Raw genomic sequence first — 13257 nt, forward strand, 5'->3', positions numbered from 1 at the left:
ATGCGGGTTTCCGTTCAGGCCCAACCCTTCGACATCGGCGCCGAGACTGCTGCTTTTGCCGCGGGCGCAGGCGGGGCGGGGGCCGTGGTCACCTTTACCGGGCTGGTGCGGGACGAGGGCGGCACGCTTTCGTCTATGGAGATCGAGCATTATCCCGGCATGACCGAACGCGCGATCCGGGCCTATGTCGAAAAGGCCGCCGCCCGCTGGTCGCTGACGGATGTGCTGGTGATCCACCGCCACGGCACCCTGCGCCCGGGTGAGCCGATCATGATGGTCGCCACCGCCGCCCGCCACCGCGCCGCGGCCTTCGAAGCGGCGGAGTTCCTGATGGACTGGCTGAAATCCCGCGCTCCGTTCTGGAAGAAAGAGACCGGCGCCGATGGGGCGGTCTGGGTCGCGGCCAAAGACAGTGACGAGGACGCGCTGACCCGTTGGTGATCAGCCGAAGCGGCTGGCCCAGGCCGGTTGCAGATCGCCCGGCTGCGGCCTGGCCAGGAACACTGCCCGTGCAATCGCCCGCGCCAGACAGGTCGCCGCGGCATGGCCGATCTGGAATCCGTCCGTCACCGGCTCCGCCATCTCACGCGCGCCGGTTGCGGCGGCAAAGACCAGATCGCCGTCCAGGGGTGTGTGCGAGGGCACGATAGACCGCGCCATTCCGTCATGCGCCGCCACCGCCATCCGCTGCGCCTGCGCCTTGGTCAGCCGCGCATCGGTCGCCACCACGGCGATGGTCGTGGCCTCTCCCATCCGTTTGCGCGGCAGCGGGGCATCCTCGGGCGGCAGGCGCGGCGCGGGGCCGAGCCCACCGAATTCCGCCCCTTCCTCCCACGGGGCGGCATGGAACCATGGCCCATCCCCTGCGGTGACGGATCCCAACGCATTCACCGCCACCAGCGCGCCCACGGTGATGCCGGATGGCAGCACGGCGGAGGCCGAGCCGAGGCCGCCCTTCCACCGCCCCGTCATCGCGCCATAGCCCGCCCCCGCGGTGCCCAGCGGGAAATCCGCCCCTGCCGCCGCCAGCGCGGCACGGCCCAGACCGGCATAGGGATTGATTGCCCACTCCTTCGCCCCGCCGTTCAGAAGGTCGAACAGGATCGCACCGGGCACGATTGGCACCCGCACCGGCCCCACGGCAAAGCCCCGCCCCGCGGCGCGCAGCCCTTCGGCCACGCCCGAACAGGCGTCCAGCCCGAAGGCCGACCCGCCGGACAGCACCAGCGCATCCACCGCTTCGACCATGCGGTCGGGGGCCAGAAGATCGGTCTCGCGCGTGCCGGGTGCGCCGCCCATCACATGCATCGCCGCCACGAAGGGCAGGTCCGCCGTCAGCACCGTCACGCCCGACCGCAACGCCCGGTCCGAGGCATTGCCGACCCGCAGCCCCGCCACATCGGTGATCAGATTTCTTGGCCCCGCCCGCATTTTCTGTCCTCAAATATCCTCGGGGGGAGGGCGCCCTTTGCGCCCGTGGGGGGCAGACAGCCCCCCTTGCGCCGCCGCCCCCTTCCGCCCCGGATCATTCTGCCTATGCTGGCGGCAAACAGCGCAGGAGGACAACATGGAAAAGGTGGCGATCATCACGGCGGCGGGCTCCGGCATGGGGGCGGGGGCCGCGCGCAAGCTGGCGGCGGAGGGTTACAAGGTGGCGATCCTGTCCAGCTCGGGCCGGGGCGAGGCATTGGCGCAGGAACTGGGCGGGCTGGGCGTCACCGGATCGAACCAGTCGAACGAGGATATCCAGCGCCTTGTCGATGCCACGATGGATCGCTGGGGCCGGATCGACGCCTTGGTGAACAGCGCAGGCCACGGCCCCCGCGCGCCGGTGGCAGAAATCACCGATGAGGCATGGCATCAGGGGTTCGACATCTATTTCCTGTCGGCCATCCGCCCGATCCGCGCGGTGACGCCCATCTTTGCGGCCCAAGGAAAAGGGGCCATCGTGAACATCACCACCTTCGCCACCTTTGAACCTGACCCTGCCTTCCCGACCAGCGCGGTGGCCCGCGCGGGGCTGGCGGCCTTTACCAAGCTTTATGCCGATGCCCATGCGAAAGACGGCATCCGCATCAACAACGTGCTGCCCGGCTTCATCGACAGCCTGCCCGAAAAGGCGCATTTCAGGGACCGCATCCCGATGGGCCGCTATGGCCATGTCGAGGAGATCGCGGCCACCGTGGCCTTCCTCGTCTCGGACGGGGCGGGCTATATCACCGGGCAAAACCTGCGGGTGGACGGCGGGATCACGCGGTCGGTCTGAGAGGGGCGGTCTGAACGGGGGCGGCCTGAGGTCGCTTTCCCGCGCTTCGCGTCGCGTTCCGGCTTGCCCCGGGGCGCGGTGCGCGGCACAACAGGTGCAGGCCGTGGCGATGGCGTCGCCACAGGGGCATAGGCCCCGATGCCCGCGGGATACCGCGTCCGTCCTGAACGCCGGGACCTTTCGGGGTCCGCCAGACATGCGGCCCCATATGAAGGGGTCTTCCATGACACTCGACCGCCCGAACCTCGACCGACCGCAGATGTACCGCTACCACAATGGTGGCCAGAAGGACGCGCTGCCTTTCGCGGATCAGGAATATCATGACCGGCTGGCCGGTCTGCGCGATCTGATGGAGCTGCACGGCCTGGATGCCGTCGTGCTGACCTCGATGCACAATGTGGCCTATTATGCGGGCTTCCTCTACTGCTCGTTCGGGCGGCCCTATGCGGCTGTGGTGACGGCCGAGGACTGCATCACCATCAGCGCGGGCATCGACGCGGGTCAGCCGTGGCGGCGCAGCATCGGCGACAACATCACCTACACAGACTGGACGCGCGACAATTACTGGCGCGCGGTGGCCAGCGTCACAGGCACCGGCAAGGCCATCGGCTGCGAGGCCGACCATCTGACGATGGAGCGGGCCGAGAAGCTGAACACCTTCCTGAAGCCGAAGCGCGGCATGGATATCTCGCCCGGCACGATGGAACAAAGGATGCGCAAATCCGCGGCCGAGATCGCGCTGATCAAGCACGGCGCCAATGTGGCCGATGTGGGCGGCTATGCCATCCGCGACGCGATCCGCATCGGCGCGACCGAGCTGGAGATTGCCATGGCCGGCCGCGACGCGATGGAGCGCGAGATCGCCCGCCGCTTCCCGGATGCCGAATACCGTGACACATGGGTCTGGTTCCAGTCCGGGCTGAACACCGACGGCGCCCATAACCCGGTGACGAACCGCGCGCTGAAGCATGGGGACATCCTGTCGCTGAACTGTTTCCCGATGATCAGCGGCTATTACACCGCGCTGGAGCGGACGCTGTTCGCGGGCGAGGTGGACCCGGCCAGCCTGAAGATCTGGGAGGCCAATGTCGCCGCCCATGAATACGGGATGAGCCTGCTGAAACCCGGCGCCTCCTGCTCTGAGGTCACCCACAAGGTGAATGCCTTCTTTGCCGAGCGCGACCTGCTGCAATACCGGACCTTCGGCTATGGCCACAGCTTCGGCGTCTTGTCGCATTACTATGGCCGCGAGGCCGGGCTGGAACTGCGCGAGGATATCGACACCGTGCTGGAGCCCGGAATGGTCATCTCGATGGAGCCGATGCTGACCATCGCCGATGGCCAGCCCGGTGCGGGCGGCTACCGGGAGCATGACATTCTGGTCATCACCGAAGACGGGGCGGAGAATATCACCGCCTATCCCTACGGCCCCGGTTTCAACGTTATCGGCTGATCCGGACGCGAATCGGTCCTGAGAAAACCCCTCCTCCGATGCAATGGCTGCGGGGGAGGGGGCAGAACGGCGGCTAAGGCGCATTTCCAACCGGATCGCAGGTCTTGTGCCTTGTTCCGCGCGCACCACGTCATCTGTGACAGCCGCTTCCGGCGCGGCGGAACCGGGGGCAGCCCGGCGGCCACGGGACGGGTCTTTTGTTCGATCTGGTCAAGGAAGGGCTTGACCTCCCCCGGGCAGACAGGAGCAAGTTGCGCGGATAACCGTCTGAACGGAACCGGGATTCATCGTGAAAAGCCTCAGACTGCATCTTGCCGCTCTGCTGTTCGTTCCTGCGCTGGCCGCCTGTGCCGCCAAGCCCAAGGTGGAAGAGCCGCCGCCCACGGTCCCCGGATATGAGGCGGTGCAGGATGCCGAATGGCTGATCCCTGCGGTCGATCCGAAATATCTGGTCGACGGCAACACCAAGAGCATCGTGCCCTATACCGCGGGCGATGCGCCGGGCACGATCGTGGTCGATGTCTATTCGCGCAAGCTCTACCTTGTGCAGGATGACGGCACGGCAGTGCGTTATGGCATCGCCGTCGGGCGCGAGGGCACCTCGTTCCGCGGCAATGGCTATATCGGCCGCAAGGCGGAATGGCCCAGCTGGACACCCACTGCCAATATGATCCGCACCCGCCCCGACCTTTACGCCGAATATGCCGGGGGGCTGCCGGGCGGGCTGGAAAACCCGCTCGGCGCGCGGGCGCTCTATCTCTACCGCGGCGGGCGCGACACGATGTTCCGCATCCATGGCACCATCGACCCGGCCTCCATCGGGCGGGCCACCAGCGCGGGCTGCATCCGGCTGTTCAATCAGGACATCCTGGATCTTTACACCCGGGTCGGCCCCGGTGCGCAGGTGAAGGTCCGGACCGAAGCGGAAAGCCTTGCCGTCGACGGGGCATGGATGGACGACGCCTGGGGCCGGATCGTGCCCGCGACACCTGAAAACGTGGCCCAGAAGGAAAAGGATCTGGTCGCCATCGCGGAATTCGAGGCGAAGGAAGCCGACCGGATTGCCCGTGAAACCGAAGAACAGCGCCGTGCCGATGAAAAGGCCGAACGCGCCCGGCTGCGCAAATGCCACAATCAGGGCATCGCGGACGAGAACTGCCCGCTGCCGGCCGAAATCGCGCTGGAAGCCGCGGGCTGAGCGCTTTTCCCGTCATGCAAAGGGCCGCGGCGTGCCTGCGCCGCGGCCCTGCATCATTCAGGTCTTGATGACATAGTCTTTCAGCGTGGTCTCCACGACCTCCCACGTTCCTGAATAGCCGGGGCGGATGATGTAGCTGTCGCCTGCCTTCAGATGCGTCTCGACGCCATCGGCATCGGTCAGGATCGAATGGCCTTCGTGGATGTAGACATATTCCCATTCCGCATAGGTCAGCCGCCATTTGCCGGGCGTGGCCTGCCACAGGCCAGAATACAACCCGTCCTCGGTTTCCTCCAGGCTCCAGGTCGTATGGACGGAATTGCCCGAGACCACTGCCTCGGGGGCGGGGCCTTCGATGGTGGGCGTCACACCGTCTCGGGTGACGCGCAGGATCAGGGGATGGGTCATGTCATGCTCCTATGGACGCCGCCATAGGGCAGACGGCTTCCCGCCGGGTCAAGTCCCGCAGAATGACACATCCCTGCGTCCTGCTGCGGCGCGGCGCAAAAATCTTGCGCAGGCGGCGCGGCTGTGCCCTTATGCCGGGCAATCTGAAAACCCGGTCTGCAATGGGGGGCAGCCCAATGAGCGCCAGCACATCCCTGAAACCCGTCCTTCCGCCGGACATCAAGGCGATGAAGGGCAACACTCCCGTCGTGGTGCTGACCGCCTATACCACCCCGGTGGCCCGGCTGGTGGATGCGCATTGCGACGTGGTCCTTGTGGGCGACAGTCTGGGCATGGTGATCCATGGCCTGCCCTCGACCATCGGCGTGACGATGGAGATGATGATCCTCCATGGCCGTGCTGTGGTGCGCGGTGCGAAAAAGGCCATGCCGGTCATCGACATGCCCTTCGGCAGCTATGAGGAAAACCCCGCGCAGGCCTTTCGCAATGCCAGCCGCCTGATGGCGGAAACCGGTGCCCCGGCGGTCAAGTTGGAAGGCGGCGTCCATATGGCCGAGACCATCGCCTTTCTGACCGCACGCGGCGTACCGGTCATGGCCCATATCGGCCTGACCCCGCAGGCGGTGAACACGCTGGGCGGCTACAAGGTGGTGGGCCGCGGCGAGGAGGCGGAAAAGCTGATGGAAGACGCCCGCGCGGTCGAGGCGGCAGGGGCCTTTTCCGTGGTGCTGGAAAAAGTGCCCGAAGGATTGGCCGCGCGCGTCACGCAGGCGCTGACCATCCCCACCATCGGCATCGGTGCGGGCGTGCGCTGCGACGGGCAGGTGCTGGTCGTCGATGACATGCTGGGCCTGTTCACCGATTTCCGCCCGAAGTTCGTGAAACGCTATGCCGAACTGGGCCGCAGCGCAGATGAGGCGATTGCCGCCTATGCCGCCGATGTGCGCGCCCGCGCCTTCCCCGCGCCCGAACATGCCTTCCCGGATGTCCTGCCCGCAAAGGCCCCGAAATGACCGAAATCGTTCAGACCGTCGCCGATCTCCGTCAGAAGGTTCGTGCCTGGCGCGCGGCGGGCGATCTGGTGGGGGTGGTGCCCACCATGGGTGCGCTGCATGACGGGCATCTGTCGCTGGCCCGCCGCGCCCGGGCAGAATGTGAGCGGGTCATCACCACGATCTTCGTGAACCCCAAACAGTTCAACAATCCCGACGATCTGAAGAAATACCCCCGCACGCTGGAGGCGGATGCCGCACTTCTGTCCGCCGTGCCGGTGGATGTGGTCTTCGCCCCGCCGGTGGAAGAGGTCTACCCCGAGGGGTTTACCACCAATGTCTCGGTCGGTGGCGTGTCCGAACCGCTGGAGGGCCGGATGCGCCCCGGTCATTTCGACGGCGTGGCAACCGTGGTGACCAAGCTTTTCGGCATGACCGAGGCGCATCGCGGCTATTTCGGCCAGAAGGACTGGCAGCAGCTGCAGGTGGTGCAGCAGCTGGTCCGCGACCTGAACCTGCCGGTGGTGATTGTCGGTTGCGAAACCGTGCGCGAGGCCGACGGGCTGGCCATGTCCTCGCGCAATGTCCGGCTGACCCCGGAAGGCCGTGCCCGCGCCCATGTGCTTTATGATGCGATCACCACGGCCGCGACCGATATCCGTGCCGGCCAGTCTGACCGGATGGCGCTGCGCGAAGCGGCCGAGGCGGTCCGTGCTGCGGGTTTCGACCGGGTGGAATATATCGAACTGCGCGACGCGGGGACGCTGATGCCCTCGGACGATCCCCGCCGCCCGCGCCGGATGCTGGCCGCGGTCTGGCTGGACGGGGTGCGCCTGATCGACAATATCCCGGTTTGACGCGTCCGCAGAGCGGGGGCGCTGCCCCCGTCAGCCGTTCCGGCTGACTCCCCCGGGATATTTGGACAAAGTGGAATTGCATTTCCAGTTTGCACAAGTATCCCCGCCGGAGGCATCGCCGAGGCGGTTGGCCGCAGGCCAGAGCCGAGACAAAAGGAATGCGGCGCAAGCCGCTCAATTCTGCAACAGGTCGTCCAGCACCAGCGCCATGACCTTTGCACTGTCCTCCATATCCTGCACCCCCACCCATTCATCCGGCTGATGCGCCAGATGCAGCAGGCCCGGGCCATAGGCGATGCAGTTCTTCAGCTTGCCGATCCGGTCGATGTGTTTCTGATCATAGGTCCCGGGCGAGGCCACCAGCGCGGGGGTGGTGGCCAGCACCCGTTCGATGGCCGCAGCGGTAGAGGTGACGACCGGCGCGTCGGGGGCGGTCATCGTCGGATGCACTTCGAACAGGTCGCGGAGCGTGTAGCGGAAGCCGGGCCGCGTCTCGACCAGCCGGTCCAGCAGGCGGGTGACCTCGGCCTTGACCTCGGGCAGCGATTCCTCGGCCAGAAAGCGGCGGTCCAGCACCACGCGGCAGCTGTCGGCCACCACCGGGGCGGGCAGGGCGCCGCCCTCCGGCTCGGGCTGGCCGCCATGCAGGGAGTTCAGGTTCAGCGTGGCCTGCCGGGCGCCGTCCGGCACCACGGGCATCGCGGTAATGCGGCCCTGCAGCAGCGGATAAAGCCTGTCCTCAAATTCGCTCAGAACGGCCGCCATATGGCGGATCGCGCTGTCGCCGAGGAAGGGCATCGAGCCGTGGCCGATCCGGCCATGCGTTTCCACCTCCGCCCACCAGACGCCGCGATGGCCCAGGCAGATGCGGTCCTTGTTCAGCGGCTCGGGGATGATGACATGGTCCACATGGGCAAAGGCGCCGCGTTCGGCCAGCCAGGCTACCCCGCCATAGCCGCCGGATTCCTCATCCGCGGTGGCGGAGATTTCGACTGTGCCCTGAAAGCCGCGGCGGGCGGCCACGAAAGCCTCGGCCGCGACGACGCTGGCAGCCAGCCCGCCCTTCATGTCGCAGGCGCCGCGGCCGTAGATGCGGCCGCCGTCCAGTTCGGCGCCGAAGGGATCGCGGGTCCAGCCCTGCCCCACCTCGACCACGTCGTGATGCGAGTTGAAATGGACACACGGGCCCGGCCCATGGCGCAGCCGCGCAACCACGTTCCAGCGCGGATATTCGTCGCTGTCGCCGGGGCTGCCTGTGGCGCGGTGGTATTCCACCTCCCACCCCTGGGCCAGCATCCGTTCGCCCAGCATCTCGCAGATGCGGCGGTAGTTCCGGCCCGGCGGGTTCAGGGTGGGAATCCGGATGAGGTCCTGCGCCAGGGCTATAAGCTCTTGGCGGCGGCTTCCGACTGCGGCAAGAATATCATCGACCGGCATAGGGAATTCTTGCCTTGCCCAAGGGGGCCGGAGCAACCGATTTTCCCCGCGGCGGGGGATGTAATTTGACGTTACATTCATAAGTGCATTCAGGGTGGCCCGGCAAAGGAGGGTGCGATGGCGGATTTCGATGCGCAGATCAGGGAAAGCCAGGAGCAGGTTGCGGCAGCACAGGCCAAGATCAGCGCCATCACAGAGACCATTGACCGCGCCCGTGCCGAGATGGATCAGGGCGTGTCGATTGATGTCGAGAACGCCACCCTGCAGGATGTGCACCGGCACACCGAGGTGATGAATGCCAACATCGCCGAGCTGATCATGGGTCTGGACGATGTGACCGCCGCTTTCTCGAAAGACTTTGACGAGATGCGGAACAAGACCGGCTGGGAAAGCTTTGTCGGCATCTTCTCGAAGGGCAAGTCCGAAAGCCTGCGGCAGGAGCGGATGCGCGATGCCACCATCGACGACAAGTTGCAGGATCTGATCGCCAAGTCGGATGTGATCGTAAAGCTGTTGCAGGGCCAGCTGGAGATGCTGAATGTCCAGAAGGCCAAGGTCGAGGCCAACCTGTCCGGCACGCTGACCGACCGTGAGGAAACGGTGGCCGCGCTGGAGGCGGTGCGGACGGAAATCGCGGCGATGGATCCGCGGCTGATTGATCTGGAAAACCGCATTTCGGTTGAGCAGGATGCCGCCGCGCGGACCAAGCTGGAAACCGAGCTGGCCGAGCTGAACGCCAAGCACAATGCCCTGATCCAGGATGAGCAGGTGAAGCTGGCCCGCAGCCAGACGCTGGAGCGCTATATCGAGAAGGGCAAGACCTGGGTCGACAGCCTGACCAATCAGGCGGCGACGCAGCTGGTGCTGATCAACAAGCTGCAGACCGACACCAAGCAGCGTGTGGTTCTTTATGATGCCCTCACCTCTTCGCTGAAAACGGCGCAGCAGCAGGATGTGGCGCACCGGATCAACGAGATCGGGGTCAAGACCGATCAGGAGGCGCAGGCCGCTATGGCGGCGATCGGTGCGGCTACCAATGCCAAGATGGCCGATATGCTGGAGGCGCATGAAGGCCACATGGTCTTTGCCCGCCAGATCCTGGAACAGAAGGCCAAGGCGGACGAACGCTTTGCCCGCCGCTTTGCCAAGATCGTCGAAAAGCACGACAAGAACACCTACGGGGGCTGAGCTTGGGCAAGCGGCTGACACGCCTTCTGTGGGCGGTTGCCTGGCTTCTGGGGCTGGGGGTTGTGCTGATGCTGCTGGCATCGGTGCTGGATCACTACGACTTTCATCGGCTGCAATGGTATGTCGGCGAAGGCGGGTTGATCTCGCTGATCGCCGGGGCGGTGGTCGGTGTCGCCGTCATTGTCATCGTGCTGTGGCAGACCCGGCCGGGGCGTGACGATGGCTGATCCGACGGTGAAGGAGGCGCTGGTCCGCGACCATGCCGAGCTTTATGAGCCGGAAGTTGCCCGGCGCTACTTTGCCAAATTCGCCCGGATCGGCGGGTTCTTCGCGCGGATCGCCGCCGAGATGGAGACCGAGGGCCGCCTTTCCCGGACCGAGACCCGCATTCTGGGACAGTATCTGAACGGGGTGATCGGCACCTTCCGGGCGCTGAACCACAAATACCTGATGACGGGCCGGGCCGAGGGCGCACCGCGACTGACGATCGACCGGCACGAATCCGGCTTTCCGGTCGCGCAGGAACTGATGGTCATGGCGGTGGATGCGCAGCAGGCCGAAAAGCACCTGTCCGGCATGGCCTCGGAGGCCGAGCTGAAGGACCGGATGGTCCGCACCATCGTGGGCGAGCAGAAGGTGCCGGTCGCGCTGCAATTCGCGCTGTCGCAGCGGTATTATTACGAGGCGCTGACGGCGGGCGGGCTGTTCTGGGGCCGGAACGACCCGGATGCCCAATGGATTGGTCAGGTGGAGGAGCGGCGGCATTTCCTGATCCACTGGGCAGTCTGGGACAGTCAGGTCAACCTGCCGGTGGTCTATCTGCTGGATGTCGAGGATTCCGGCCGCCGCCCGCTGCCGCAAGATGCCTATCGCTGGCCGCCGATCCAGCAGAAGCTTTTGGCGCAATCGGTGGGCGGGCTGAAGCTTCTGACCATTGCCACCGGCTTTGATGTGGATTTCGAAGACTGCCACCCGAAACGCCTGCGGCGGGTGACGCTGGGTCCGATGTATTCCGCCGGGTTCACATTGCAGTCCGGCCCGATCTCGCGCGTGTTGGAGGATGCCCGCGCGCCAGAAGGCGAGGACTGGGCGCTGGTCTGGACGGTCGAGGACCTGATCGCGGACCGGGAGGAGGCGGTGAAGGACGGCTGGTTCTCCTCGCGCCCGAAACAGATCTACCGGCTGGACCCGTTGCGCGGGGCCGAGACGGGGGCGACGACACTGGAACGGATGATCGTTCTGCCCGAGCGACCCTATCAGGTGCTGGTGGAACAGGACCCGCCCGGCCTGCGCGGCATCCGCAAGTTTGTGGTCGGCGCGGGCGGGCGGCTTATTCCGGGCGTTTGAGTTCGGGGAACCCGCCGGGGCTCTGCCCCGGACCCCGGGATATTTGTGAACAGATGAAAGGGCTTTCGGATGGTTGCGCGCGACACGATGGAGCTGAAGGAAGAAGCGATCCGCGCGCAATATGAGGCGGCGCTTGGCCTGATCACCGGCTTCGACCATGCGCCGCGGCTGGGAAAGCCGCTGGAGGTTGCCGTGGCGGAGCGGTCGCCCGGCCTGGGCACGCGGCCGCGGTTCCGCTCCACCGTGGTGGGCATGGCCGCACGGCCGGTCAGCACACGGCCGGGCGGGGTGCGGCTGCTGGACCGGATCGAGGGGCTGTCGGACGGGCTGGTGTCGCCCGAGCAGGCGGCGGCGCTGAATGTGCTGCGCCGCGCGCTGGCCATTGCGCTGGCGATGGGAGACACCTTCGCAGCGCAATCCGGGCTGGCGGAACTGAAGCGCGCCAATCTGGAGGGCCGGGTGCCCGAGCCGAAGCGGGCAGAGTTCACCGAGTTGTTGCAGGCCGAGGCGCTGGTGGTGCTGTTCTCTTTCGCCAACGCCGCGGCCTTCCTGATCGCGCCGCATCTGGGCAGCCAGACGGTGGAGATCGGCGAGGTGCAGGAGGTGTTGACCGACAACGCCCCCCTCGCCCTGCAAGGCGCGCTGTGGGAGCTGGATCAGGACATTGCCGCTTTGGCCAGTGACGACGCGCGGCTGGTGGCGGTGATCTCGGCCTTTACCGAGGCGCTGATGGCCAAGGTCGCGCTGCGCGCCGAGGGCGTGGCGCGGGCGGGCATCTTTGCCGCGGGGTCATGGAAGGTCGAGGCAGATGGGCTGGTGCTGGCCGGGTTCAAGCCCGCGCGCGCGGCCAAGGGCGGCCAGATCGCTATGGCCTTCAAGAAACCGCATGAGGTGGTGGGCAACCACATCGCCAAATATCAGGCGCTGAAGCTGTCGAAGATGCTGATGGCGTATGATTTCGACCGCAAGCTGAACCCGTTTGCCGAACTGGGCGGCTTCATCTTCACCTTCATGGGTGATGGCAAGCCGGGGACGGGCAAGACCACGCTGATCCAGATGATGGCGGGGCTGCTGAACGATTACTGCAAGGTGGCGGGCTATCCGTTCCGCTATCAGAATTTCAGCATCGACCAGATCGACAGCTATCAGGGCAAATCCGGCCAGAATGCCAAAGCCTTTATCGACGCGGTGGTGGACCCGGGCGTCATCGGCTTCGGCACCATCGACGACATTGATCAGGTGGCGGGCAAGCGAGGCGACCGGCAATCGAGCGCGGGTCAGCAGGAGGTGACGGCGGTCTTCATGGGCGCCTTTGCCGGGGCGGGCACGGTGGTGCGGGGGAATTGCACCTTCGGGATGTTTTCCAACTACCCCGAGCAGGTGGACGACGCCCTGCGCCAGCGGGCCGGGGCGCGCTTTCTGGTCGATGGCCCGCAAACGCGGGAGGATTACATCGACATCCTCTCGCTGCTTCTGGGCAAGAACCACGGTATCCCCTTGGGCCAGCACGATCTTTTCGCCGCGCAGGAGATCAAGAAGGCGGTGGCCGCCAGTTTCGAAGGCCATGCCCGCCCGCATGAGGCCGGGCTGGTGAAGGTCTGGGAGGAGGTGGCGGGGCGTCTGGGGCCGCTGGACACCTTGGCGAAGCTCGGCAGCTATCTGAAGGCGATCCAGCAGGCGGATGAGCGGTTTACGGGGCGGGCGATCAAGAACATCACCGATGCGGTGAAGGTCCGCGCGATGGACTTTGAACTGCCCGACGACTGGATGGAAAACCCCGACCTGTTCCTGTTCAAACCCTATGACGAAAAGCTGTCGATGATCCGCAGCCTGATGACGCCGATCACGGTGGACATGGTGGTGCAGGAAATCAACCGCTACGCGGATTCGGAATTCCGCTATGCCGACAATTCGGATGAGGCGGCGGTCTCGGCCATGGTGCGGGATATGCGGCGGACGGAAGAGGCGAAACGGCGGTATCTGGAGGGGCGCAGTTAATGCCTAATGCTCGGATTTCTCTACCAGCTAGCACCGCCATTGAGTACATATTCCCCTTTGGTATAGAACTAGATAGATACTCTCAGCACGACCGGTTGATAATCGACCTACCG

The 13257-nt window shown here is 65.7% G+C and carries 13 protein-coding genes; 10 read left to right on the plus strand and 3 right to left on the minus strand.

Features of this window, described 5'->3' with window-relative positions:
• Complete coding sequence (locus ACO2Q5_RS12570) at positions 1-441, plus strand: molybdenum cofactor biosynthesis protein MoaE (RefSeq protein WP_423291503.1); 441 nt, start codon at positions 1-3, stop codon at positions 439-441.
• On the opposite strand, the gene ACO2Q5_RS12575 is transcribed toward ACO2Q5_RS12570, so the two are convergent.
• Positions 442-1431 (minus strand): P1 family peptidase, encoded by a 990-nt coding sequence (locus tag ACO2Q5_RS12575; protein ID WP_423291505.1) that lies wholly within the window; start codon positions 1429-1431, stop codon positions 442-444.
• Positions 1432-1567: 136 nt separating this feature from the next.
• Between ACO2Q5_RS12575 and ACO2Q5_RS12580 the strand changes: the two genes are divergently transcribed.
• The 3 genes from ACO2Q5_RS12580 to ACO2Q5_RS12590 all read left to right on the plus strand — a co-directional run bounded on the left by ACO2Q5_RS12580 (position 1568) and on the right by ACO2Q5_RS12590 (position 4917).
• Positions 1568-2266, plus strand: coding sequence for an SDR family oxidoreductase (locus tag ACO2Q5_RS12580; protein ID WP_423291507.1), 699 nt, complete (start codon positions 1568-1570; stop codon positions 2264-2266).
• 223 nt (positions 2267-2489) lie between these two features.
• On the plus strand, positions 2490-3719 hold the full coding sequence (locus ACO2Q5_RS12585) for a M24 family metallopeptidase (RefSeq protein ID WP_423291509.1): 1230 nt from the start codon (positions 2490-2492) through the stop codon (positions 3717-3719).
• Positions 3720-4008: 289 nt separating this feature from the next.
• Positions 4009-4917 (plus strand): L,D-transpeptidase, encoded by a 909-nt coding sequence (locus ACO2Q5_RS12590; RefSeq protein ID WP_423291511.1) that lies wholly within the window; start codon positions 4009-4011, stop codon positions 4915-4917.
• A 57-nt stretch (positions 4918-4974) separates the two neighbouring features.
• Here the strand turns inward: ACO2Q5_RS12590 and ACO2Q5_RS12595 are convergent, their stop codons facing one another.
• Complete coding sequence (locus tag ACO2Q5_RS12595; RefSeq protein WP_423291513.1) at positions 4975-5325, minus strand: cupin domain-containing protein; 351 nt, start codon at positions 5323-5325, stop codon at positions 4975-4977.
• 176 nt (positions 5326-5501) lie between these two features.
• Here ACO2Q5_RS12595 and panB point away from each other — a divergent pair, with 176 nt between their 5' ends.
• Together panB and panC are read left to right on the plus strand one after the other, a co-directional pair.
• The gene (gene panB / locus ACO2Q5_RS12600) at positions 5502-6338 is read left to right on the plus strand and encodes a 3-methyl-2-oxobutanoate hydroxymethyltransferase (RefSeq protein WP_423291515.1); all 837 of its coding nucleotides are present in this window, start codon (positions 5502-5504) and stop codon (positions 6336-6338) included.
• On the plus strand, positions 6335-7174 hold the full coding sequence (panC, locus tag ACO2Q5_RS12605) for a pantoate--beta-alanine ligase (RefSeq protein WP_423291517.1): 840 nt from the start codon (positions 6335-6337) through the stop codon (positions 7172-7174). The genes panB and panC overlap by 4 nt, the downstream gene beginning before the upstream one ends.
• A 174-nt stretch (positions 7175-7348) precedes the next feature.
• Here the strand turns inward: panC and ACO2Q5_RS12610 are convergent, their stop codons facing one another.
• Positions 7349-8611, minus strand: coding sequence for an acetylornithine deacetylase/succinyl-diaminopimelate desuccinylase family protein (locus tag ACO2Q5_RS12610; RefSeq protein WP_423291519.1), 1263 nt, complete (start codon positions 8609-8611; stop codon positions 7349-7351).
• Positions 8612-8728: 117 nt separating this feature from the next.
• On the opposite strand from ACO2Q5_RS12610, the gene ACO2Q5_RS12615 reads away from it, so the two are divergent.
• The 4 genes from ACO2Q5_RS12615 to ACO2Q5_RS12630 all read left to right on the plus strand — a co-directional run bounded on the left by ACO2Q5_RS12615 (position 8729) and on the right by ACO2Q5_RS12630 (position 13144).
• Positions 8729-9799 carry a hypothetical protein gene (locus ACO2Q5_RS12615; RefSeq protein WP_423291521.1) on the plus strand — a complete coding sequence of 357 codons (1071 nt, stop codon included), beginning with the start codon at positions 8729-8731 and terminating at the stop codon, positions 9797-9799.
• Positions 9800-9801: 2 nt separating this feature from the next.
• Positions 9802-10026 (plus strand): hypothetical protein, encoded by a 225-nt coding sequence (locus tag ACO2Q5_RS12620; protein WP_423291523.1) that lies wholly within the window; start codon positions 9802-9804, stop codon positions 10024-10026.
• On the plus strand, positions 10019-11146 hold the full coding sequence (locus ACO2Q5_RS12625) for a hypothetical protein (RefSeq protein ID WP_423291525.1): 1128 nt from the start codon (positions 10019-10021) through the stop codon (positions 11144-11146). Before ACO2Q5_RS12620 ends, ACO2Q5_RS12625 begins: the two co-directional genes overlap by 8 nt.
• 69 nt (positions 11147-11215) lie before the next feature.
• Entirely contained in the window at positions 11216-13144 is a 1929-nt protein-coding gene (locus ACO2Q5_RS12630; RefSeq protein ID WP_423291527.1) for an ATP-binding protein, read from the plus strand.
• Positions 13145-13257: the final 113 nt, after the last annotated feature.

This window comes from Neotabrizicola sp. VNH66 (genome assembly GCF_049445895.1).
GTDB lineage: Bacteria > Pseudomonadota > Alphaproteobacteria > Rhodobacterales > Rhodobacteraceae > Pseudogemmobacter.

What these genes read in the sequence shown, in the direction of transcription:
- ACO2Q5_RS12570 (WP_423291503.1), top strand. Translation starts at nt 1, where the DNA reads ATGCGGGTTTCCGTTCAGGCCCAACCCTTCGACATCGGCGCCGAGACT.
- ACO2Q5_RS12575 (WP_423291505.1), bottom strand. Translation starts at nt 1,431, where the DNA reads ATGCGGGCGGGGCCAAGAAATCTGATCACCGATGTGGCGGGGCTGCGG.
- ACO2Q5_RS12580 (WP_423291507.1), top strand. Translation starts at nt 1,568, where the DNA reads ATGGAAAAGGTGGCGATCATCACGGCGGCGGGCTCCGGCATGGGGGCG.
- ACO2Q5_RS12585 (WP_423291509.1), top strand. Translation starts at nt 2,490, where the DNA reads ATGACACTCGACCGCCCGAACCTCGACCGACCGCAGATGTACCGCTAC.
- ACO2Q5_RS12595 (WP_423291513.1), bottom strand. Translation starts at nt 5,325, where the DNA reads ATGACCCATCCCCTGATCCTGCGCGTCACCCGAGACGGTGTGACGCCC.
- panB (WP_423291515.1), top strand. Translation starts at nt 5,502, where the DNA reads ATGAGCGCCAGCACATCCCTGAAACCCGTCCTTCCGCCGGACATCAAG.
- panC (WP_423291517.1), top strand. Translation starts at nt 6,335, where the DNA reads ATGACCGAAATCGTTCAGACCGTCGCCGATCTCCGTCAGAAGGTTCGT.
- ACO2Q5_RS12610 (WP_423291519.1), bottom strand. Translation starts at nt 8,611, where the DNA reads ATGCCGGTCGATGATATTCTTGCCGCAGTCGGAAGCCGCCGCCAAGAG.
- ACO2Q5_RS12615 (WP_423291521.1), top strand. Translation starts at nt 8,729, where the DNA reads ATGGCGGATTTCGATGCGCAGATCAGGGAAAGCCAGGAGCAGGTTGCG.
- ACO2Q5_RS12625 (WP_423291525.1), top strand. Translation starts at nt 10,019, where the DNA reads ATGGCTGATCCGACGGTGAAGGAGGCGCTGGTCCGCGACCATGCCGAG.
- ACO2Q5_RS12630 (WP_423291527.1), top strand. Translation starts at nt 11,216, where the DNA reads ATGGTTGCGCGCGACACGATGGAGCTGAAGGAAGAAGCGATCCGCGCG.